This window comes from Actinomadura sp. NPDC049382, assembly GCF_040677125.1.
GTDB lineage: Bacteria > Actinomycetota > Actinomycetes > Streptosporangiales > Streptosporangiaceae > Spirillospora > Spirillospora geliboluensis.
The window spans coordinates 217,942-237,676 of the sequence record NZ_JBFARO010000001.1 but is presented as its reverse complement, the minus strand read 5'-3'; the positions used below and the strand labels follow the sequence as shown (position 1 = coordinate 237,676).

General features: G+C 71.4%; 24 protein-coding genes. 8 read left to right on the top strand and 16 right to left on the bottom strand.

What is annotated here, in order from left to right:
- Window positions 1-113: 113 nt before the first annotated feature.
- The 4 genes from AB0K34_RS01175 to fbaA form a co-directional block, all read right to left on the bottom strand.
- Complete coding sequence (locus AB0K34_RS01175; protein WP_364544418.1) at window positions 114-974, bottom strand: hypothetical protein; 861 nt, start codon at window positions 972-974, stop codon at window positions 114-116.
- 152 nt (window positions 975-1,126) lie between these two features.
- Window positions 1,127-1,642, bottom strand: a complete 516-nt coding sequence (locus tag AB0K34_RS01170) for a GNAT family N-acetyltransferase (protein WP_138641904.1) — start codon at window positions 1,640-1,642, stop codon at window positions 1,127-1,129.
- Between the two features lie 48 nt (window positions 1,643-1,690).
- Complete coding sequence (locus AB0K34_RS01165) at window positions 1,691-2,140, bottom strand: helix-turn-helix domain-containing protein (RefSeq protein WP_138641903.1); 450 nt, start codon at window positions 2,138-2,140, stop codon at window positions 1,691-1,693.
- Window positions 2,141-2,218: 78 nt separating this feature from the next.
- A complete protein-coding gene (gene fbaA, locus AB0K34_RS01160) occupies window positions 2,219-3,241 on the bottom strand; it encodes a class II fructose-bisphosphate aldolase (RefSeq protein WP_138641902.1) in 1,023 nt (340 codons plus the stop codon).
- Window positions 3,242-3,412: 171 nt separating this feature from the next.
- On the opposite strand from fbaA, the gene AB0K34_RS01155 reads away from it, so the two are divergent.
- The gene (locus tag AB0K34_RS01155; RefSeq protein ID WP_138641901.1) at window positions 3,413-4,138 is read left to right on the top strand and encodes a DedA family protein; all 726 of its coding nucleotides are present in this window, start codon (window positions 3,413-3,415) and stop codon (window positions 4,136-4,138) included.
- A 72-nt stretch (window positions 4,139-4,210) separates the two neighbouring features.
- A complete protein-coding gene (locus AB0K34_RS01150) occupies window positions 4,211-4,609 on the top strand; it encodes a RodZ domain-containing protein (protein WP_240808591.1) in 399 nt (132 codons plus the stop codon).
- Between the two features lie 7 nt (window positions 4,610-4,616).
- Here the strand turns inward: AB0K34_RS01150 and pyrE are convergent, their stop codons facing one another.
- Window positions 4,617-5,153 carry an orotate phosphoribosyltransferase gene (gene pyrE / locus AB0K34_RS01145; protein ID WP_301173756.1) on the bottom strand — a complete coding sequence of 179 codons (537 nt, stop codon included), beginning with the start codon at window positions 5,151-5,153 and terminating at the stop codon, window positions 4,617-4,619.
- Between the two features lie 72 nt (window positions 5,154-5,225).
- On the opposite strand from pyrE, the gene AB0K34_RS01140 reads away from it, so the two are divergent.
- Entirely contained in the window at window positions 5,226-5,750 is a 525-nt protein-coding gene (locus tag AB0K34_RS01140; protein WP_171069490.1) for a hypothetical protein, read from the top strand.
- Between the two features lie 47 nt (window positions 5,751-5,797).
- Here AB0K34_RS01140 and AB0K34_RS01135 read toward each other — a convergent pair whose 3' ends face one another.
- From AB0K34_RS01135 to AB0K34_RS01100, 8 genes are all read right to left on the bottom strand, one after another.
- Window positions 5,798-6,445 carry a tetratricopeptide repeat protein gene (locus AB0K34_RS01135; RefSeq protein ID WP_301173758.1) on the bottom strand — a complete coding sequence of 216 codons (648 nt, stop codon included), beginning with the start codon at window positions 6,443-6,445 and terminating at the stop codon, window positions 5,798-5,800.
- 80 nt (window positions 6,446-6,525) lie between these two features.
- Entirely contained in the window at window positions 6,526-7,887 is a 1,362-nt protein-coding gene (locus tag AB0K34_RS01130; protein ID WP_301173759.1) for an NYN domain-containing protein, read from the bottom strand.
- A 381-nt stretch (window positions 7,888-8,268) separates the two neighbouring features.
- Window positions 8,269-9,855, bottom strand: a complete 1,587-nt coding sequence (locus AB0K34_RS01125; RefSeq protein ID WP_301173760.1) for an alkaline phosphatase D family protein — start codon at window positions 9,853-9,855, stop codon at window positions 8,269-8,271.
- 164 nt (window positions 9,856-10,019) lie between these two features.
- Window positions 10,020-11,267 carry a formamidase gene (gene fmdA, locus AB0K34_RS01120; RefSeq protein WP_138641896.1) on the bottom strand — a complete coding sequence of 416 codons (1,248 nt, stop codon included), beginning with the start codon at window positions 11,265-11,267 and terminating at the stop codon, window positions 10,020-10,022.
- A 44-nt stretch (window positions 11,268-11,311) separates the two neighbouring features.
- Window positions 11,312-11,941: an AmiS/UreI family transporter gene (locus AB0K34_RS01115; protein ID WP_301173761.1), complete on the bottom strand. Its 630-nt coding sequence runs from the start codon at window positions 11,939-11,941 to the stop codon at window positions 11,312-11,314.
- A 2-nt stretch (window positions 11,942-11,943) separates the two neighbouring features.
- The gene (locus AB0K34_RS01110; RefSeq protein WP_301173762.1) at window positions 11,944-12,225 is read right to left on the bottom strand and encodes a zinc ribbon domain-containing protein; all 282 of its coding nucleotides are present in this window, start codon (window positions 12,223-12,225) and stop codon (window positions 11,944-11,946) included.
- A gap of 152 nt (window positions 12,226-12,377) precedes the next feature.
- Window positions 12,378-13,385 (bottom strand): alpha/beta fold hydrolase, encoded by a 1,008-nt coding sequence (locus AB0K34_RS01105; RefSeq protein ID WP_138637327.1) that lies wholly within the window; start codon window positions 13,383-13,385, stop codon window positions 12,378-12,380.
- Window positions 13,386-13,433: 48 nt separating this feature from the next.
- The gene (locus AB0K34_RS01100; protein ID WP_138637328.1) at window positions 13,434-14,480 is read right to left on the bottom strand and encodes a substrate-binding domain-containing protein; all 1,047 of its coding nucleotides are present in this window, start codon (window positions 14,478-14,480) and stop codon (window positions 13,434-13,436) included.
- Window positions 14,481-14,546: 66 nt separating this feature from the next.
- Here AB0K34_RS01100 and AB0K34_RS01095 point away from each other — a divergent pair, with 66 nt between their 5' ends.
- Window positions 14,547-14,984: a MarR family winged helix-turn-helix transcriptional regulator gene (locus AB0K34_RS01095; protein ID WP_138637329.1), complete on the top strand. Its 438-nt coding sequence runs from the start codon at window positions 14,547-14,549 to the stop codon at window positions 14,982-14,984.
- Here AB0K34_RS01095 and AB0K34_RS01090 read toward each other — a convergent pair.
- Window positions 14,940-15,962 carry an NAD-dependent epimerase/dehydratase family protein gene (locus AB0K34_RS01090; protein ID WP_364544408.1) on the bottom strand — a complete coding sequence of 341 codons (1,023 nt, stop codon included), beginning with the start codon at window positions 15,960-15,962 and terminating at the stop codon, window positions 14,940-14,942. The genes AB0K34_RS01095 and AB0K34_RS01090 overlap by 45 nt on opposite strands.
- A gap of 295 nt (window positions 15,963-16,257) precedes the next feature.
- Between AB0K34_RS01090 and AB0K34_RS01085 the strand changes: the two genes are divergently transcribed.
- From AB0K34_RS01085 to AB0K34_RS01070, 4 genes are read left to right on the top strand one after another with little or no spacing between them, the layout of a single operon-like run.
- On the top strand, window positions 16,258-16,635 hold the full coding sequence (locus tag AB0K34_RS01085; RefSeq protein ID WP_240807725.1) for a hypothetical protein: 378 nt from the start codon (window positions 16,258-16,260) through the stop codon (window positions 16,633-16,635).
- A 1-nt stretch (window position 16,636) separates the two neighbouring features.
- A complete protein-coding gene (locus tag AB0K34_RS01080) occupies window positions 16,637-17,317 on the top strand; it encodes a hypothetical protein (RefSeq protein ID WP_364544405.1) in 681 nt (226 codons plus the stop codon).
- A gap of 11 nt (window positions 17,318-17,328) precedes the next feature.
- The gene (locus AB0K34_RS01075) at window positions 17,329-17,778 is read left to right on the top strand and encodes a roadblock/LC7 domain-containing protein (RefSeq protein WP_240807727.1); all 450 of its coding nucleotides are present in this window, start codon (window positions 17,329-17,331) and stop codon (window positions 17,776-17,778) included.
- 17 nt (window positions 17,779-17,795) lie between these two features.
- Window positions 17,796-18,167 (top strand): hypothetical protein, encoded by a 372-nt coding sequence (locus AB0K34_RS01070; protein WP_364544402.1) that lies wholly within the window; start codon window positions 17,796-17,798, stop codon window positions 18,165-18,167.
- A gap of 66 nt (window positions 18,168-18,233) precedes the next feature.
- Here the strand turns inward: AB0K34_RS01070 and AB0K34_RS01065 are convergent, their stop codons facing one another.
- Together AB0K34_RS01065 and AB0K34_RS01060 are read right to left on the bottom strand one after the other, a co-directional pair.
- The gene (locus AB0K34_RS01065; protein ID WP_364544399.1) at window positions 18,234-18,836 is read right to left on the bottom strand and encodes a DUF305 domain-containing protein; all 603 of its coding nucleotides are present in this window, start codon (window positions 18,834-18,836) and stop codon (window positions 18,234-18,236) included.
- Window positions 18,821-19,609 carry a lytic polysaccharide monooxygenase gene (locus AB0K34_RS01060; RefSeq protein ID WP_138637334.1) on the bottom strand — a complete coding sequence of 263 codons (789 nt, stop codon included), beginning with the start codon at window positions 19,607-19,609 and terminating at the stop codon, window positions 18,821-18,823. Before AB0K34_RS01060 ends, AB0K34_RS01065 begins: the two co-directional genes overlap by 16 nt.
- Between the last annotated feature and the right edge of the window lie 126 nt (window positions 19,610-19,735).

Sequence of the window (19,735 nt, the reverse complement as noted above, 5' to 3'; positions counted from 1 at the left end):
GCGTTGCGCGCCCGGCAACCCGGGGCGCGGCAGGAGGGACCGGGGCCGCGGGCGGCGGGACGAGTGCGCGGACGCACCCCGGAGCCGGGGCGCGCCCGCGCGCATGGCGTCCGTTACTTGGTGGTCTTGAACAGGGACGAGACCAGGTCGGTCAGCTTCGGCGCGGTGGTGGCCGTCGCCTTGGTCCGCATGGCCGGGAACAGTTCGGTGTAGCTCTTGCTCGCCAGGTACATCTGGAAGTTCGCGGAGTTCTTCCCGGACGCCGACGGCAGCCCGGAGCGGAAGTCGACGAGCCAGCCGAGGAGCCCGCAGCTGCTCGCGGGCACGGAGAACGTCGTGTCGTTCATCTTCATGGCGATCGCGTTGTCGAACCACTCGACGGAGTCGCCGTCGCCGACGAGCCTCAGCGAGACCGGCGCCTTCTTGGAGCCGATGTAGCAGTCGTCGCCGAGCAGGTCGTTCTTGAGCTTGATCCTCATGTCGATGGTGGAGGCGTACTCGCCCTGGTCGGTGGTGAAGAGGCTGAAGTTGCCGACGTAGTTCGTCTTGACCTTGAGGCCGAGCAGCGGGAGGGTCTCCGATCCCGGGATGCCGAGCGCGCCGCCGGGCACGGTCATCGCCTTCGACCGCATGCTCACGAAGATGTTGATGGGCTCGGAGGTCGCGGGGTCGAAGCCGCCCTGCATGGTGATCGAGATCGGCTCGGTGATCTCCTGCGTCATCGAGCCGAGCTTCATGGTGCCGCCGCCGAGGACGATGACCGCGCACTGCCAGTTGGCGGGGTCGGCGCCGACGGGCAGGTGGTCGGGGCAGTCGCCGAAGTCGAAGGTGACGGGCGCGTTCTCGCCGGGGGCGGCGGCCGCGGGCGCGGCGCCGAGGGCGAGGACGGCGCCCGGCACGGCCAGGGCGAGCGCGGACAGCAGGCGGGCGGAGCTGCGCAGGGACCGCAGCCGGGCACGGGGGAAGGTCTTCACGGGGGTGGGGATGCCTTTCTCGCAAACGCCCCGAGCGGGCGCATGAGAACGTTCCAAGCGCCTGCAGCGTAAAGATCCACTTGTCTCCGCTTCAAGATCCTTTTCCTCGACGCGAAGCTACTGGCCAGTATCGGCCGCCCGGCGCGGCGCCCTCACGCCATGGCCTGCGCGGGCATCGGCAGCGGCAGGGTGAAGTGGGCGGCACCGCCGTCCAGGGTGGAGCGGGCGGCCGGCCACCCCCGGTGGACGAACTGGAGCCCCTGCCGGTTCGTCAGGATCACGTCCGCGTCGAACTCGGTGATGCCGCGCCGCGCGGCGAGCTGGGCGAGGTAGCCGACCAGCGCGCTGCCGAGTCCGCGGTGCTGCCAGGGGTCGGTGACGAGGACGGCGACGTCCGCCCGCCAGGGCCGCGCGGAGTCGCGGACGTACTCGGCGATGCCCGCGATGTCCTCGCCGTCCAGGCCGACCATGGCCTCGCGGTCCCAGTGGTCGAGCCGGTCGAGCATGCCCACGTAGTAGTCGGGGATGTGCGGCGTGCCGGAGAAGAAGCGCGTGTAGAGGCTGGCGGCCGAGAGCCGGTCCGACATCCGCCGCACGCGCGGCCCGTCGGTGATCCCGTACGGCCGGATCCGCACGTCGGCGATGCCGCGCACATCGAGTTTCTTCATGCAACTCATTGCAGCGCAGAAAGTTGCGTGAAGCAACCCAAATCTCGGTCAGGCGGCGGGGCCGGGCCGCGGATCCACATCGGACGGCCCGAGGCGCGCGCCGCAGGAATCGCATGTGAAGTCCGGCGCCAGCGCGCCGTCGCAGCCGCGGTGGCCGATGATCAGCGGCGGGCCGTCCGGCGCGTAGTGGCGGTCGCCCCACATCAGCAGGGTCATGACCGCCGGCCACAGCTCCACGCCCTTGCGGGTGAGCCGGTACTCGAACCGCTCCGGCCGCTGCTGGTACGGGACGCGGCGCATGATGCCCTCGTCGCACAGCCGGTTCAGCCGGTCGGTCAGCACGTTGCGCGCCACGCCGAGCACGTCCTGGAAGTCGTCGAACCGCCGGACGCCCTGGAAGGCGCTGCGGATCACCAGCATCGTCCACCGGTCGCCGACGACCTCGAGCGACCGCGCGACGGAACAGTTCTGCGACTCGTACGTACGCGGTAGTGCCACACCGTCGACCCTACCCGAGTTGCATGAAGAAACGGGCCCCGGGGGACGCGTCCCCCGGGGCCCGGTGCCGCGAATCCCCTACTTGAGCTTCTTGCCGGCGGACTGGAGGTTCTCGGCGGCCTCGACGATGCGGGCGGCCATGGCGGTCTCCGCGGCCTTGCCCCACGAGCGCGGGTCGTACTGCTTCTTGTTGCCGACCTCGCCGTCGACCTTCAGCACGCCGTCGTAGTTGCGGAACATGTGCTCCGCGACCGGACGGGTGAACGCGTACTGGGTGTCGGTGTCGATGTTCATCTTGACGACGCCGTAGGACACGGCCTCGCGGATCTCCTCCAGCGACGAGCCGGAGCCGCCGTGGAAGACCAGGTCGAACGGCTTGTCCTTGCCGTACTTGGCGCCGACCGCGTCCTGGATCTCCTTGAGCACCTCGGGACGCAGCTTGACCGAGCCCGGCTTGTAGACGCCGTGCACGTTGCCGAACGTCGCCGCGAGGATGTAGCGGCCCTTGTCGCCCACGCCGACGGCCTCGGCGGTCGCGAGCGCGTCGCCCGGCGTCGTGTACAGCTTCTCGTTGATCTCGTTGGCGACGCCGTCCTCCTCGCCGCCGACGACGCCGATCTCCATCTCCATGATGATCCGGGCCTTGGCGCACTCCTCCAGCAGCTCGGCGGCGATCTGCAGGTTCTCGTGCAGCTCGACGGCGGACCCGTCCCACATGTGCGACTGGAACAGCGGCTCCTCGCCGCGCGCCACCCGCTCCTGGGAGATCTTGATCAGCGGACGCATGAAGCCGTCCAGCTTGTCCTTCGGGCAGTGGTCGGTGTGCAGGGCGATGTTCACCGGGTACTTGGCGGCCACGACCCGGGCGTACTCGGCCAGCGCGGTCGCGCCGGTGACCATGTCCTTCACCGTGGAGCCGGACAGGTACTCGGCTCCGCCGGTGGACACCTGCACGATCCCGTCGCTCTCGGCCTCGGCGAAGCCGCGCAGCGCGGCGTTCAGCGTCTGGCTGGACGTCACGTTGATCGCGGGGAAGGCGAAGCCGTCCTGCTTCGCACGGTCGAGCATCTCCGCGTAGACCTCGGGCGTTGCGATGGGCATTGTCAGCGTCCTTTCATACGCAGCGGTGCCGCCGGGCGTCCCGCCGGGCGGTAGCACCCGGTGGTCCGCGTACCCAGGCGAGCGCCCAGGTCACGCGGTTTCCGGGTCGGGCATGCCGTCCACCCCCAGTATCCCGCCTCTACGGAGCGGGTTGAAAGGTACGCTCGCCGTGTGGATCTCACGACCCTTCCCCTGAACATCACAGAGTGGCTGCACCCCACCGCATGGTTGCAGCTCTTCGGCACCTTCGCGACGATCGGCGTGCTCGCCATCATCTTCGCGGAGACCGGACTGCTCTTCGGCTGCATCCTTCCGGGCGACTCGCTGCTCTTCACGGCGGGGATCCTCACGGCGGTCTCCACCGTCAACGGGCAGGAGTTCCAGCCGCTGTCGCTGCCCTGGCTGCTCATCGGCGGCCCGATCGCGGCGATCTCCGGCGCGCAACTCGGGCACTGGCTCGGCGCCAGATACGGCCGACGGCTGTTCGACCGTCCCGACTCCCGCATCTTCAAGCAGGAGTGGGTCGAGAAGGCCGAGCACTACTTCAACCGGTTCGGTCCGGCGAAGGCCGTGGTGCTGGCGCGGTTCATCCCGATCGTCCGCACGTTCCTGAACCCGCTCGCCGGCATGCTCGGCATGGACGCCAAGCGGTTCTTCATCTGGAACGCCATCGGCGGCGTGATCTGGACGGACGCCCTGTTCCTGCTCGGCCACTTCCTCGGTTCCGAGGTCCCCGACATCGAGAAGTACATCCTTCCGGGCGTCGCGGTGATCCTCGTTCTGTCGGTGATTCCGATCATCCGGGAGGTGCTGCGGGGGCGTAAAACGGACCACGGTCCAAATAAGAATGGTCCCGAAGAGTCACGTCCGTCGCTCAGCGGTGACAGTTATCGCTAACCTCCCCATGTGGGACGTCATCGGTCGGACCCTAGGGGTCTCGCGCGCATACTGATCGCGGCATTGGCCGTGGTGGCCGCCTTGGCCCTTCTCGTGGTCGGCGGCATGGCCCTGGTCAACGCGATCACGGGCGAACCCGACCAGACCGGGCCGTCGACGGCCGCCTCGCCATCGAGCGGCGGCAAGACGACACCGAGCGCCAACGAGAAGGAGACGCCGCCGTCCGACGTACCCCTCGTGATCAGCGTGACCGGCCAGCCCACCAGCGTCGTGGTCCGCGTCGCCGACACCGGCGGCAAGGTGCTGACCAACACCACGCTCAACACCGGGGACACCCTCAAGTACGAGCAGGCGCCCCTTCAGGTCGTCGCCGGCAACGGCGGCTCCCTGAAGGTCGTCATCTACGGCGAGGTGCAGCCGCGCAAGACCGCCGGCCAGCGCGGCCAGTGGTTCGTCAAGGCCAAGAGCTGACCGGACGTCACCCCAGGCCGAGGTCCGCGACGTCGTAGGGGTGGCGGTAGACGAGGCCCTCCTCGGCGATGCGCCCGGCGGCGCCCCGCTCCAGGATCGTCGCGACCGCCACGACCTCCGCGCCCGCCTCCCGCAGCGCCTCCACCGCGGTCAGCACGGACCCGCCCGTGGTGGAGGTGTCCTCGACCGCGAGGACGCGCCGCCCGGCGACGTCCGGCCCCTCGATGCGGCGCTGCAGCCCGTGCGCCTTGCCCGCCTTGCGGACGACGAACGCGTCCAGCGCCCGCCCCCGCGCCGCCGCCGCGTGCAGCATCGCGGTCGCCACCGGGTCCGCGCCGAGCGTGAGCCCGCCGACGGCGTCGTACTCCAGGTCGGCGGTCTCGTCCAGCATGACCCGCCCCACCAGCGGCGCCGCGGCCCCGTCCAGCGTCACCCGGCGCAGGTCCACGTACCAGGACGCCCGCTTCCCCGACGACAGCACGAAGTCGCCGTGCACGACGGCCTTGTCCTTGATCTTCTGCAGCAGCTCGTCACGATCGCTCACGGTCAGAGCCTATTGACCCCGCCCCGGCGCCCCGGCGCCGCCATGCGCTCCCGCGCGTGTAGGTTCGGCGGCGTGACTCCCGGAACCGTCGTCCTGCTGCACGCCCCGCACGCCACCGCGGCCTCCTGGGGCGACCTGCCGGAGATGCTCCGCTCCTACGGCCTGGACGTGGTGGCGCCGGACGTCCCGGACGAGACCGGCCCGCGCTACATCGCCCGCGTCTCCCTGATCATCACCGCGACGGCGCCGACACCGCCGCTGGCCCTGGTCGCCCACGGCGCCGCCGGACCGCTGCTGCCCGGCATAGCCCTGGCCCAGCGCGCCGCCCACCGCCCGGTCGCCGGATTCGTCTTCGTGGACGCCGATCTGCCGCGCCGCGGCCGGCACGACCACGCCGACCCTGGAAACGACCTCCCCATGGCCCCAGATTGGCCGGAGGCGCCCTGCGGCTACCTCCGCACCCATGCGGACCGCACCGCACCCTCCAACCACGATGAGGCCCTCAGAGAGGCTCACCTGCGCGGCTGGCGAACAACCGACCACGAACCCCCGACAACGGTCGCCCAATCCCTGAGCGAACTAATAACCGAGCTTTAGCCGCGCAGGGGGACGCGCCGACTCCGCCCTAACGGGCGGCTGAGACCTCACGCGTTCTTGAGGAGGTCGTCCAGGAGGGCGTCGTAGTCGTCTTCGCCTCGGCCGAGGTCCACGCGGGCGCGGTAGCGGAGGCGGAGGAGCGCTTCGAGGCTGTCTTCGGCGATGGCGGCGTCGTCGGGGCCCGGGGTGAGGGAGTCGGCGTCGGGGGCGGGGGCCTCGTCGGGGCCGCCGCCCATGCCGGTGCCGACGGCGCGGTCGCGGATGGCGAGCACGACGTCGGCGCCGCTGGTGGCCCACTCGTGGGCGCCGGTCGCGTCGCCCTGGGCGTACAGCACCTCGGCGACGGCGCGGTACACCTCGGGGTCGCGGGGGCTGTCGGCGCGGATCTGGTCGAGGAGGGTGCGGGCCTCGTCGGCGTGGCCCAGCTCGAAGAGCGCGTCGGCGAGGTAGGCGCGCGGGTCGCCGTAGGTCTCGCCGCCGTCGTCCATGGCCCTGCGGTACAGCTCGGCGGCCTTCGCGTGGTCGCCGGCGTGCTGCCACTGCTCGCCGGCGCGCAGCAGGACGTTGGCGCGTGACACCCCACCGGAGACCGACTCGGCCAGCTCGGACAGCCGGCGGGCCGCCGAGATGTGATCGCCGGTGCGCAGGGTGTCGAACTCCAGGTCGTCGAGATCGTCTTCCGTCACATGCGTCACGCTTCAACGCTACCCGGCGGCGCGCGGCCGAAGCGGGCGAATCGACGATGATCGCCGAATACCGCCGCGTACCTGTCAGCTCACCTGCGGGAACGTTCGAGCGCGTCCCAGAATCCGCGGCGCAGCGCGTGCCGCACCTCGTCGTGGAGCAGGAAGTCGATCGGCAGCGAGGAGCCCTGCAGCAGCCGCGCCTCCAGATCGGACGGCATGCGCGGCTTGCGGGCGAGGACGGCCTCCAGCCACAGCGCGGGCGCGTCGCGGGCGACGGACTCGCCGAAGTCCTGGCCCTCCTGGTGAGCGGACTTCACGGCGTCCGCGAGGGTCGGGGTGCTCTGCGCCGGGACGGGGAGCTGCTGTGGCCCGGTGTAGGGGCCGTGCTGGCCGCTCGGCTGCGACGGCAGCGTCTGCGGAGGGGGCGGCGGGGACGGCGCGGGGATCGGCGACGAGCCGTACTGCGGCCCGGAGCTCGGCGGCGGCGCGGGCATGGGCGGCGCCGAGGGGGCCGGTGCGGAGGGGGCCTGCGTGGAGGACGGCCCGACGAGGGGCGACGGCCCGGTCGTGGAGGCGGGCTGGAGCGGGACCTGCTGGCCGCCGGTGCTGTAGGACGATCCGGCGAGGCCGCCGCCGGGCAGTGGCATCGGCCCGGTGCCGGTGCCGCCGCCGGTGCCGCCGCCGCCGAACCCGCCGGTCATGGCGGGGCCGAGGTCGCGGACGGACGGCATGGACGGCGCGGACGACGGCGCGGACGACGTGGGAACGGGCGGCCCGGTGACCGGGGACGCGGGCGGCGGCCCGCCGTGCGTGGCCGGGGCCAGCGTGCCGAGCGACCCGCTGTGGCCGTTGCCGCCGCCGTGCCCGTTGGACAGGGGGCTCGTCCCGAGGGAGGAGCCGGACCCCGCGTCCATGCCGGCGAGCAGGTTGACGTAGGGGCGCAGGTGGCCGGACCCGATCTCGATGAGGTCGTCGCACTCCTGCCGCAGCACCCGGGAGATCGTCCAGTTGCCGTCGACGGCGACGTGCACGACGGTGACGCGGACGCCGAGGTCCTGGGCGTCGGTGACGATCTGCGCGAGGTCCTCGTCGCCGCTGACCAGGACGGCGTCGGCGAGGGCGCCGTTGCGGGCGAGGGTCATCAGGTCACGGTGGATCTCGGTGTCGACGCCCTCGCGGCGGCCGGGCCGGACCCGGCCGAGCCGCAGCTTGAGGCCGGGCAGGTCGGCGAGCGCGTCGTGCTCGGGCGAGCGGCGGCCCTCGATCGTCGCCTCGTACCAGTAGCAGCGCAGCAGCGGCATGCCGGTGCGCTCCCTGGCCAGGTCGCCGAGGAGTTGCAGGAGGCCGCCGAAGTCCCACGAGACCGTTTCGCGATGGCGCGTGCCGTGCACAGCCATGGCACCGTCCGCCAGCAGATAGCCGGCGTCAACGAACAGCGCGCAACGATCCATGCGGCACCGTCCTTCCTCAACACGGGAGCTCACAGCGTGCCCACTCGGCGTAGCGACCCCGGGCGCTTATAGCGTAGTGAAGCCCTGCAGCCCAGTAGGCCAATACGGCGATTCGCCACTCTTTCATGACGACCCGCCCGTTGGCGACTCCCCGGTAACAACGAAATGGGAGCCGCGGCGGACGCTACCAGCCGTTTCGCGCCGGCCCCGCGCTTCCGCCGGATCTTTACGGGAAGAAGCAGCTCACGGGTTCGGAACCGGTATCAGCACCCTACTCGAAACCTTTTCGGGTCTCGCGCATTGTGGTCGCTTGACCACTGACCGTCATACATTTCGGGCGCGATTTCCTTTTCCCGGGGCGCGGCCCGGCCGGGCGGGGGCTCAGGTGATGCTGGCGCGGCCCATCTCGCTGAGGCGGCCGTCGCCGTGCGGACTCTCCCAGCGCACGTTGCAGTCGCGCCCGGACAGCTCGACGGTCGCGATGGCGTTGTGGAACCAGGGGCCCTCGGTCATCCGCCACCGGATCGGCGGGACGGGCACCTTCGCGAGCTTCGCCAGCATCCGGAAGGGCGCGCCCGCCGCCCGCGAGTAGGCGATGCGGTTCGCCCATTTGAACTTCCCCTGCAGCGGGTTCCGCAGCGGCGAGCAGACGATCTGGGACACCTTCGACTGCGTGCCCGGCTCGGTGACCCGAGCCAGGTAGGAGTAGTGGATGTCGCCGGACAAGAAGGAGATGCTCGCCGGCGCGGGGCCGCGCTCACCGCGTCCGACGGCGATGACGTCGGCGGCCACGTCGCGGAACGACCGCTCGAACGCCGCCCAGTGCTCCAGGTCGGCGGCCTGCCGGATCTTCTCCCCGATGCCCGCGCCGCGCTTGCCCCAGGCGCCGCCGGCGACGGCCTCGTTCCACGACTCGGCGTGGTGGATCGCCATGGGGAGCAGGTAGGGCAGGGAGCTGGCGATGAGCAGGTGGTCCATGCCGCCCTGGCACTGGCCGTCGAGCCAGTCGAACTCCTCGTCGTCGAGCATCCCGCGCCGGTCGGCGGTGAGGAGCCGCGAGCACCGGCTGTCGACGACGATCAGGCGGGTGCCGCCCCAGTCGTGGGCATAGCTCCAGCGCGTACTGGCAGGCTCCTTGTCGGCCCGCTCCGCGAACTCGTCCAGGACGGCCCCGGCGTCGCCCGTCGTGTCGGACGCCTCACGCAGCTTCGCGAGCAGCGGGTCGGACGCCCGGTCCTGCGGCGACATGTTCCCGAGGTGCTGGTAGATCCAGTACGACCCGATCCCGCCGGTGATCCGGTCCTTCCACCACGGCTGCGACCACATCTCCCGCCGCCACGCGTAGGAGGTGTTCCAGTCGTCCCGGATGTCGTGGTCGTCGAAGATCGTGAGGGTCGGGACGGTCGACAGCAGCCACCGGACGGCGGGGTCGCCGTGCCAGGCGAGCTGGTAGAGGTGCGTGTAGTCCTCGAAGTCGGCGGCCTCGTCGGCGGGCTGGTCGTCGGGGCCGCGCCGGCCGCCGATGAAGGCGCGCATCTCGTCGCTCAGCTCGTCGGCGTACACCTGGTCGCCGACCATGAGCAGGATGTCGGGCCAGGTGACCGCGTCGCCGCCGGTCCGGAGCCGCTCGGCGAACGCGGCGAGCGCGTCGTGCCCGAACTCCGCCACGGTGCCGGGCGAGCGGCGGCAGGACCCGAACGAGATCCGCAGCCCGCCGCTCTCGTCCAGCGTCCTGAGCTGGGACGGCGGGAAGCCGTCGTCCTCGGGCCAGACGGTCTCGCCGTCGGTGCGCACCTCGTAGGGGATGCGCGAGCCCGCCGCGAGCCCGTCGATCTCGACGAGCGCGTAGTGGTGGCCGTGCGCCGTGAACGTCCGGGCGGACGCGTCGACGCCGTGCTCCTCGTTCACGACCCGGACCTCGCAGGGCCGTTCGGTCTCCACCCAGATGGTCGCGGTGTGGTGACTCACATGCCGGAGATGGGGCCCGAGTACCAATGCGCTCATAGGAGGTCTCTCTAGCGGACCGGACCCCGCCGCGTCCACCCGGGGCGCGACGGTCGTGCTTGCGCCTCCCGTGCCGCGGCCCGGCCCCTACCCGAGGGCAAGGACCGGGCCGCGGTGTCAGAGGCGGGTCAGGACGAGACGGCGCACTGGCCGCGGTCGGCGCGGCGCGGGCCGTCGGCCGTCGGCCGGATGTCGAAGTCGAAGATGGCCGTGGGCAGGTAGAGCGAGCAGCAGGCGTTCGGGATGTCGACGACGCCGCTGACGCGCCCCTCGATCGGCGCGGCGCCGAGCAGCAGGTACGCCTGCTCGCCGCTGTAGCCGAACGTCTTGAGGTACTCGATGGCGTTGAGGCAGGCGTTCCGGTAGGCGAGGGTGGCGTCGTTGTAGTGGTTGGTGTCGGTGCCGTGGTCGACGGAGATGCCGACGAAGCTGATGAACTCCGAGTAGCGCGGCTCCACGTTGCCCGGCATGAACACCGGGTTGGTGGTCACGCCGTACTTCTCCATGCCGCCCTTGATGATGTCGACGTGGAAGTCGATGAAGCCGCCCATCTCGATGGCGCCGCAGAAGGTGATCTCGCCGTCGCCCTGGCTGAAGTGCAGGTCGCCGCCGGACAGCATGCCGCCCGGCACGTGGACGGGGTAGAAGACGCGCGAGCCGCGGGTGAAGTTCTTGATGTCGTGGTTGCCGCCGTTCTCGCGCGGGGGGACGGTCCGGGCCCCTTCAGCGCCGACCTTCGCGAGGGCGTCGCCGGTGAGCGTCCCGGCGAGGGTGCCGTCCGTGAGGGGCGGCAGTGCGAGCGGTGGCACGCGCAGGGGGTCGGTGTCGATGAGGGCCTGTTCGCGGGCGTTCCAGCGGGCCAGCAGTTCCGGTGACGGGGCCGTGCCGAACAGGCCGGGGTGGGTGATGCCGGTGAAGCGCACCCCTGGGATGTGGCGCGAGGTCGCCTGCTGGCCGTGGAAGTCCCAGATGGCCTTGTAGGCGTCGGGGTAGTAGTCGGTGAGGAAACCGCCGCCGTTCTGCTTGGCGAAGATGCCGGTGTAGCCCCACCCCTGGCCGGCGATGCCTCCCGTCTCCTGCGGGATGGGGCCGAGGTCGAGGATGTCGACCACGAGGAGGTCGCCGGGTTCGGCGCCCTCGACGGCGATGGGCCCGCTCAGCATGTGGCAGGGCGACAGGTCGACGTCGCGGATGTCGTTGGCGGAGTCGTTGTTGCCGATCTGGCCGTCCGTCCACTCCCGGCACTCGACGCGGAACTCCGCGCCGGGCCGGACGGTCGCCGCCGCCGGGATGTCGGGGTGCCACCGGTTGTGGCCGGGCACGTTCTGGTCGCGCATGGACCGGGCCTGGTCGACGCTGAAGACGACTTCGGGCATGGGGTACCTCCTGAAGCGGATCGGGCGAGAAGAAGAAGACGAGATCAGGGGCCGGCGACGGGCTCCGGCGGCGCGCCGGCGGGCACCCGTCCGGGACGGGTCAGGACCCAGAGCCCGGCGAGGACGGCCACGGCGCAGCCGGCCAGGACGGCGGCGAACACGGCGGACGTCGAGTAGGTGTCGGTCAGCAGCAGGAACGCGGGCAGCGTCGTGGTGCCCGCGGCGTTGGCGAGCGTGACCCAGCCCGTGTAGCGGGTCAGCTCCTCCCGCTTGAGGCCGAGGACGAGGAAGAACAGGAACCAGAGGAACGACCAGCAGAGCCAGATGACCCCGAACGGGTGGTCCCGGACGTCGAGGAAGTTGATCGCGGCGAAGCCGAGCGCCGCCAGCGCGACGAACAGCGAGAACCAGCCGGCGCCGGTGGTGTCGAGGCCGGCGAGCAGGCCGATGCCGACATAGAGGTAGGTGAACCCGAACAGGTAGATCCCGGCCGCCGCGGTGATCGCCGCGAGGTCGTCCCCGGCGGCGACGAGCAGCAGTGTCGGCAGCATCACCTGCAGCGCGCCGACGAAGAGGTTGAGGAGCGCCGCCGAGCGGGCCTCGACGCGTCCGAGCATCATCAGCGCGTTGACGAACAGGACCGCGCCGACGTAGAGCAGGCCCACGCTTCCCATGGTCAGGGCCGGGGGAGGAGCGCGTGCCGGGGATCGGCGGGCGGGGTGGGGCGGGGGCGTCCCGGCGGCGGCGCCGAGACGATCTTCGGCTCGTGCCTGCTGGCCTCCTGGGCGTCCAGCGCCCGGGTCAGCGGCGCGCCGGGCCGGGTGAGCGCCGGGGCGGTGTAGACGCGGCGGGCGCTGCCGCCGCAGTCCGCGCAGGGGTTCTCGGGGCGTGCGCCGCCCATCGGCAGCGCGAGGTCGAAGGGTCCGCACCGGGCGCAGCGGTACTGATAGATCACCATGACGGGCCTCCAGCCGCACGGATTACTTCCCACAGAAACTATTCGGATGTGAAGTAATAGTCAATGGGTGTGCGGCCGGATCCCGCCGACCGGCCCCCGCGCTGGTCAGGCGGCGCGCACGGGTCGGACGGCGGGCGGCGGTCAGGCGGCGGTCACGCGGCCAGAAGTTCCTTCAGGGCGGCGTCGATGAAGGCGGTGTCCTCGGGGTTGCTGCCGTGGCCGGCGAAGTGCCCCCACACGCCGGGGATGACGCGGAGCTCCGCGCCCGGGATGTGCTGGACGGCCCACGCCTCGTCCTCGGGCGGGAAGTACAGGTCCTTCTCGGCGGGCATGACGAGGGCCCGCGCCTTGATGGACGCGAGCGCGGCCTTGGTGTCGCCGTCGAAGCCGGGTGTGCGGCCGACGTCGGCGTTCTGCCACGTCCAGAGCATGGTCAGCAGGTTGTTGGCGTCGCGGTCGTCCAGGAAGAAGCCCTCCCAGAAACCGACGAGGAAGTCTTCGAGAGAGCTGTAGCCGAGACGCTCGTACAGGCGGTCCCAGTAGAACGCCTGGGAGAAGCCCCAGCCCGCGTACACGCGCGCGGCGGCGCGCAGCCCTCGCGTAGGGGGAGAGGTGTACCAGCCTTCGGCGAACGCGGCGTCGGCCGTGAGCGCGGCCTTCACGCCCTCCAGGAAGACCTGGTTGTGGTAGCTGGTGCGGGACGACCCGCAGAAGGGGGCGATCCGCTCGACCATCTCGGGATGGCTGACGGCCCACTGGTAGGTCTGGCCCGCGCCCATGGACCAGCCCGTCACCAGCGGCAGCCGCTCGATGCCGAAGTGCTCGGTGACGAGCCGGTGCTGCGCTTCGACGTTGTCGTACATGGTGACGTGCGGGAAGCGGGCGCGGTCGTAGGGCGGCGGTGTGTTGCTGGGCGAGCTGGACAGCCCGTTGCCCAGCATGTTCGGCACGATGATGAAGTAGCGGGCCGGGTCCAGCGCCATGCCCTCGCCGATGAGCCACTCGTTGTCCTGGTGCCGGCCGGAGTACCAGGTGGGGTAGACGATGGCGTTGCCCTTGTCGGCCGCCAGGTCGCCGTAGGTCTCGTAGGTGAGCTGTGCTCCGCGCAGGGTCGCGCCGCCCTGCAGGGTGAAGTCGCCGAGGTCGTAGGTCGCCGCCATGAAAACCCCCTTATTTTCTGTAGAAACTATTTTGCCATGAACTAATGGTCAAGGGGTGAGCTGGCACAGCACGTCGAACTCCAGCCCGTCGGCGGCGGCGAGGAACACCCGCTGCCGCAGGTGCCGGTCCCGCACCTCGACGGGCCCGCGCGGCCCGTCGTAGCCGATGCCCTCGGCGACCGCGCTCATGCGGCGCACGTCCGGCTCGCCGCTGCGCCGGAACAGCTCGCCGAGCAGCCGCACCCCCTCGTAGCAGGACTCCCCCATGCTGTTGAGCGGCGGCGCCTGCGCGCCGAACCGGCGGTGGTAGCGGCCGCCGAAGTCCAGGCCGTCCCCGGTCGGGAGCGTCTCGAAGAACCCCGCCGCCGCGTACAGCCCGCGGGTGCCCTCCACGCCCGACGCGAGCAGCATGTTCTCGTCCATCAGCGGGCTGAACCGCAGGTGCGGCAGCCCCGCCGCGCCGAACGCCCGGTTGAACGCCACCGCGTCGTCGCCGACCAGCAGCATGAGGACGCCCTCGCAGCCGCTCGCGTCGATCCGGCGCAGCGGGCCGCTGAAGTCCTGCGTGCCGAGCCGGACGAAGATCTCGTCGCACAGCACCGCGCCCTGCTCCGCCAGGTACGACCGGACGGCGTGCGCCGAGACGCGCGGCCAGACGTAGTCGTCGCCGATGACCGTCCAGCGCCGGATGCCGAACTCCGCGGCGAGCCGCCGCAGCGCCGGCCGCAGCTGCCCGTCGGGCGTCTCACCGGTGAGGAACACCCCCGGCGAGCGCTCGCCCCCTTCGTACAGCGCGGTGTAGACGTACGGGACGCGCCCGGCGAGGCGCGGCGCGAGGCACTGCCGGACGGCCGAGATGTGCCAGCCGGTGACCGCGTGCACGGCGCCCGAGCCGACCAGCGACCCGACCCGGTCGGCGACCACCGGCGGCGGCGCGCCCCCGTCCACGAGGACCAGCCGCAGCCGGCGGCCGAGCACGCCGCCCTCGGCATTGATTTCTTCCTGTGCCAATCGAGCGCACAGCTCGGCGGAGGGCCCGAAGAGTCCCGCGGGCCCCTGCAACGGCACCACCAGGGCGACGTTCAGGTCGTCCATATCCGGGACGGTAGCCCATGGGCGGCCGAAATTACTTTCTACGAGGCGGTAATCTTGGTTGTTGCGATGACTACGACAGGTGTTCCGCAGCACGAGCTGGACCTCCCGCGGGTGCTGGCGCGCGTCGAGCGCGACATCACCGCCCGGCTCGGCGCCGCCCTCAAGACCGCCGGCTCGACCGTGGAGGAGTGGCGCGTCACCTCCCTGCTGTCCGACGGTTCCGGGCATCCGATGACCGAGATCGCCGAGCACGCCCTGCTGCCCGCTCCCACGCTCACCAAGGTGGTCGACCGCCTGGTGTCCGCCGGCCTGGTCTACCGCCGCCCGGACGAGGAGGACCGCCGCAGGATCCTCGTGTTCCTGTCCGAACGCGGCCAGGAAGAGGTCACCCGCCTGACCGCCGCCGTCGAGGCGGAGTGGGCCCGGGTCCAGGACGCGGTGGGCCGCGAGGAACTGGCCCTACTCCGCGCCCTCCTCACCCGGATCTCCACCCATCTCCCATGAGCGCAGCGTCTCGGCCTCCTTGTCGGGAGCCAGACCCACCACTGGACGGTCAGGACGCTGCGGTGCCCGTCCGCCTATCGACTGGAGCCACTGCCAGGTGTCGGCGACCGTCTCCTGGACGGGCCTGCAACGCAGCCCTGCGGCGAGGGCCTTGTCGGCGCTGGCTTGGTGCATGGTGTCGTGGGCCTCGCCGGGTGGAAGCCAGACCGGAAGGTCTGTCCACGGCTGGATGCCCGCTTGCAGGATGGTCTCCGGGGCCGTCCAGACGAGGTTCGCCTTCGAGTCGGTCACGTGGATGCAGGCTTGGAGCAGCTCCTCCATCGTCGTGTGGGCCGGTCGGCTGACCAGGTTGTAGGGGCCGCCTAGGCCCTGCTCTGCGGCGTCCAGGGTCCATGCGGCCAGGTCGCGTACGTCGATGTACTGCAAGCCCAAGTCGCGCGGGCCGGGGGCCAGGACGTCACCGCCTTGCGCGATGCGCTTCAGCCACCACGGCAGGCGCCCGATGTTCTCGTAAGGGCCCAGGATGAGACCGGCCCGCATCAGCAGGGCCTTGTCTCCGAAGGTGTCGAGTGCAGCGAGTTCGCTGCCTCGCTTGGCGGCGGCGTAGTCCACGTCGCCGGCGTCTGGAGAGCCGTCCACCACGGCCGTCTCCTCCGTGAGGCCGGGCGGCGTAGGGAACCGGTAGACGGAAACGCTGGATATGTAGACGTAGCGCCCGACCCGGCCCGCGAGAAGGCGCGCGGCGTCGCGGACGGCGGACGGTGCGCCCGACCAGGTGTCGACCACCGCGTCCCACTCGCCGTCCGCGAGGGACTTGAGTCCGTCGGCGGTGGTTCGGTCGCCGTGCAGCGACCGCACCCCGGCGGGCGGGTCGTGGCGTCCGCGATGGAAGACGGTCACGTCCCAGCCGCGTGCAAGGGCGTCCTCGGTGATGGCCCGCCCCACGAACTCCGTCCCGCCCAGCATCAGAAGCCTCATGAGGAGAACTCTGCCTTCCGTACGTTACGTACAGAACCCCTGCACGCTCACAGCGGAATCACCGCGCCGTCCTGCGGCGGGCCGCGTTGGGCGGTTGTGGGTGGCGCGGAATTGGCGGGTTCGGGTGGGCCGATTCTGCGGAGGGAGTGGTGCAGTCGGGCTGACCGGTTTCGATACGGGTCGGTATTCATACCCCACTCGGGGGATGTGGTTGGGATTCACCTAGTTGGTGTTGCTGGGGGCAAAGTTGTGGCTATGGTCGAGTTCCTGCAACTCTCATTCGGTGGGGGAATGAGTGCGGATCGACGACTGCCTTGCCCGGATGATGACGATCCCGGGGGCCCAGCGGGTGACGCTGGTGGACTGCGCCAGCGGGCTCGCCGTCGCGGCGGCGGGCCGCGAGGACATCGTTGACCAGCATGAGGACGCGGCGAGTGCGACCGATGTGGTGCGGGCGGTGCTGGCCTCGCCGGCGCTCAGCGCGACCGCGGCGGGCGATGACATCGAAGAGATCATCGTATGCGGCGCCGCGGGATATCACCTCTTGGCCCTTTCCGGAGCCGACGTCGACGGGCATCTCTTCGTCCATTTACTGCTCGACCGGGAGAACGGCAATATCGCGCTCGCGCGGCTGCACATGCGGAGCCTCGTCCGTGAAATGGCGGACGGGTGACATGGGCGGCGACATTTGCGGTGCGCTCGCCGCACTGGAGCGGGAAAGGCGCACCGGTGTGCTCCGGGTGGGCGACGATGGCGCGTTCCATCTCGCCGGCGGGGCCGTCGTCCATGCCGAGAGCAGGCACGTGCCTGGCGCCGGCGAGCTGCCGGGCGGGCCCGATCCCGAGCTGCCGGCGCTGCTCGCGCTGTTCGACGCCGCCTACTTCCTGCTCGGTTCGGCGGCCGAGCCGGTGTTCACGGAAGGCGTGGAGGACCCGGCGGGCGGCCCGCTGCGGATCGGCGTGGCGACGCTCGTGCACGAGCAGCGGCGCCGCCGCGCCCGGCTCGACGCGGCCTGGCCGGGCGGGAGCGTCGACGCGGCGCCCGTCGTGCCGGTCCGGCGGGTGCGGCGGCAGCGCGTCATCCTGACCGGCGTCCAGGCGGAGATCCTGCTCAACGCCGACGGGCGGCGCACGCCCGCGCGGCTGGCCCGCGACCTCGGGCGGACGGCGTTCGGCTGCCTGCTCGCCGTCCGCGGCCTGGCCGCGGCGTCGCTCGTGGAGACGGAACCGCCCGCGGCGATGGAGTCGCGCACGGCCGCGGTGCCGCGGGGGTGGGACGCGGGGGCGGTCGAGTGGGCCGCGCCCGATCACGAACTGCTCGACCGGCTGCGGACGGCACTGGTGGAGCTCGGCTGACCGGACCACCGGTGAAACGACTGATCGAAGGGCTGGCGAAGGTGGCGAAACGAGCGGGGACGGGGACGGCGGCGCGGCTCCCCGAGGCCGAGGTGGCGACGGAGCTGCGGGCGCTGCGGGCGCGCGTCCCGCAGCTCACCGGCAGCCTGGTCGCGTCGGCGGACGGGCTGCTCATCGCGCACGACCTGGCCGCGGCCGTCGAGCCGACCGGGATGGCGGCGGTGACGGCCACGGGCCTGTCGCTGGCGCACCGGATCGCGCTGACCGCGCACGGCGGCGCGTTCCACGAGGTGGTGATCCGCGGGGTGGACGGCTACGTGGTGATCTACGCGGCGGGCCCGACCGCGTCCCTCACCGTCCTCGCGGAACCGACCGTCAACGTGGGGCGGCTGCATCTGGAGTCGCGCCCGGTGGCGCGCGCCGTCGCCGCCCACCTGTCGACCCCGCGCCGAAGGCAATGACAACGAAAGGGGAGCATGTGTCCAACCTCGACCTCTCGCTGAAGGACATGATGACGATCGACGGGGCGATCGGCGCCGCCGTGGTCGACTACAACAGCGGCATGGCGCTCGGGCATCTGGGCAGTTCCAAGACCCTCGACCTCGAGGTGGCCGCCGCCGGGAACACCGAGGTGGTGCGGGCCAAGTTCCGCACCATGGAGCAGCTCGGCCTCAAGGAGGACATCGAGGACATCCTCATCAGCATCTCCAGCCAGTACCACGTCATCCGCCCGGTGACCGGACGCAAGGGCAAGGGCCTCTTCCTCTACATGGCCCTCGACAGATCCCGCGCGAACCTGGCCATGGCCAGGCACCGGCTCCGCGACATCGAGGAGAACCTGGAGGTGTGACGGCGGGCGGGCCCGTCCACCGTCGCGCACGCGGTGGACGGGCACGCCGTCCGATGTGGGGGGCCGTCAGGTGTTGAGCAGGCGCAGCATCTGGCGGATCTCGGCGGTGCGCGACTCCACGACGCGCTTCGCGAACGCCTTCGCGTCGGGGCTCGCGCCCTTGCTCTGCTCCGCCCGCGCCATCTCCACCGCGCTGCCCTGGTGGCCGATGAACAGGTTGAGGAAGGCGGGCTCGAAGCCGGTGCCCTTCGTCTTTCGCAGGGTGCCGATCTCCTTGGCGCCGGTGGCGGGCGCGGCGCCGTGGTGCAGGTGCGCCTGCGTCGCCGCGTCGGACGTCGTCGGCTTCGACCACCTGCCGAGCCACGCCTTCATGAGCTTCAGCTCCTCCGACTGCGTCGCGTCGACGGCCGCGGCGAGCGTCCGCACCTCCTTGCGCGGGGCGCGTTGGGCGGCCAGGCGCACCATCTCCAGGCCCTGCTCGTGGTGGGCGACCATCATCTGCAGGAAGACCACGTCCTGGTCGTTGTAGCCGGCGGCCGGGGCGCTGGAGGCCGCGCTCGCCGGCTTCGTCTTCGCCGGCTCGGCGCTGCACGCCGTCAGCAGGACGGGCGCGGCGAGCGCGGCGGCCAGCAGGAGCGTGCGGCGACCGGCCGTCACAGCGGCAGCCACAGGGCCAGCGTGAACTGCGACGGCTCCCAGCCCTGGAGCGCCGTGTGGCCCTGGCGGCAGCGGAACTGCGCGCCGTTGAACGACACGACGTCGCCCGTCTTGTACGTCTCGCCGGCCCGCCACGTCCCGCCGGCCGCGGGCTCGCCGGTCGGCGCGGGCGGGCGGCTGCTCGGCGGCGGCGCCGGTGCGGTCGGAGCCTGCGTCGTGGGGCTCGGCGCCGGTTCCGGTTCCGTGGTGGGCTCCGGCTGGGAGCCACCCCCGCCACCGCCCACGTTGAGGTCGATGCAGCTGTAGAACGCGTTCGGGGTGTCGCCGATGTTCCACACCGCGAGGACGGTGCGCTTCCCCGGGAACTTGCTGAGGTCGACCTTGTGCGTGACGACCGCGTCCGGCTGCTGGTTGCCGCCGTCGAACGTCGCGACCTTGGTGTTCCCGATGAAGTACTCCCAGTTGGACGTGCGGTGCCGCGCGGTGAACACCCACCGGAAGTCGACGCTGGTGCCGACGGACGCGGCGGGCCAGTTCCGGCTCTCGTCCGCGAGGACGGCGAACTGGCCGAGGCCGCCGTCGCAGCTCTTCAGCCCCTTCGGGCCCTCGACGCTCTGCGGTTCGAACTGGATGGGGCCGCAGTCGGGGACGGCGCCCGTCGCGCACAGCGCCTGCCGGCTCGGGGGAGCGGAGACGTAGCCGTGCGCCGAGGCGGGGGCGGCGACGAGCACCGGCGCCGCGACGGCCGCCGCGGCGGCGAGGGGGTAGGCGACGGACCTGCGCATGAGGAGATCTCCCAACGGTCGTCCCGCGGCCACCGGATTTCGGCGTGCCGCAATGCCGACGGACGCTAGCGGGGGAATCCCTAAAGAAACTTTAATAATCTTCGAAGGGACCGTGAAGGCGCCTCC

Coding starts and splice junctions, on each gene's coding strand:
- AB0K34_RS01090 (WP_364544408.1), bottom strand. CDS start 15,962: ATGAGGCTTCTGATGCTGGGCGGGACGGAGTTCGTGGGGCGGGCCATC.
- AB0K34_RS01060 (WP_138637334.1), bottom strand. CDS start 19,609: ATGCGCAGGTCCGTCGCCTACCCCCTCGCCGCCGCGGCGGCCGTCGCG.
- AB0K34_RS01110 (WP_301173762.1), bottom strand. CDS start 12,225: ATGGTGATCTATCAGTACCGCTGCGCCCGGTGCGGACCCTTCGACCTC.
- AB0K34_RS01115 (WP_301173761.1), bottom strand. CDS start 11,941: ATGGGAAGCGTGGGCCTGCTCTACGTCGGCGCGGTCCTGTTCGTCAAC.
- AB0K34_RS01095 (WP_138637329.1), top strand. CDS start 14,547: ATGACTACGACAGGTGTTCCGCAGCACGAGCTGGACCTCCCGCGGGTG.
- AB0K34_RS01100 (WP_138637328.1), bottom strand. CDS start 14,480: ATGGACGACCTGAACGTCGCCCTGGTGGTGCCGTTGCAGGGGCCCGCG.
- AB0K34_RS01130 (WP_301173759.1), bottom strand. CDS start 7,887: ATGGATCGTTGCGCGCTGTTCGTTGACGCCGGCTATCTGCTGGCGGAC.
- fmdA (WP_138641896.1), bottom strand. CDS start 11,267: ATGCCCGAAGTCGTCTTCAGCGTCGACCAGGCCCGGTCCATGCGCGAC.
- AB0K34_RS01170 (WP_138641904.1), bottom strand. CDS start 1,642: ATGAAGAAACTCGATGTGCGCGGCATCGCCGACGTGCGGATCCGGCCG.
- AB0K34_RS01080 (WP_364544405.1), top strand. CDS start 16,637: ATGGGCGGCGACATTTGCGGTGCGCTCGCCGCACTGGAGCGGGAAAGG.
- fbaA (WP_138641902.1), bottom strand. CDS start 3,241: ATGCCCATCGCAACGCCCGAGGTCTACGCGGAGATGCTCGACCGTGCG.
- AB0K34_RS01105 (WP_138637327.1), bottom strand. CDS start 13,385: ATGGCGGCGACCTACGACCTCGGCGACTTCACCCTGCAGGGCGGCGCG.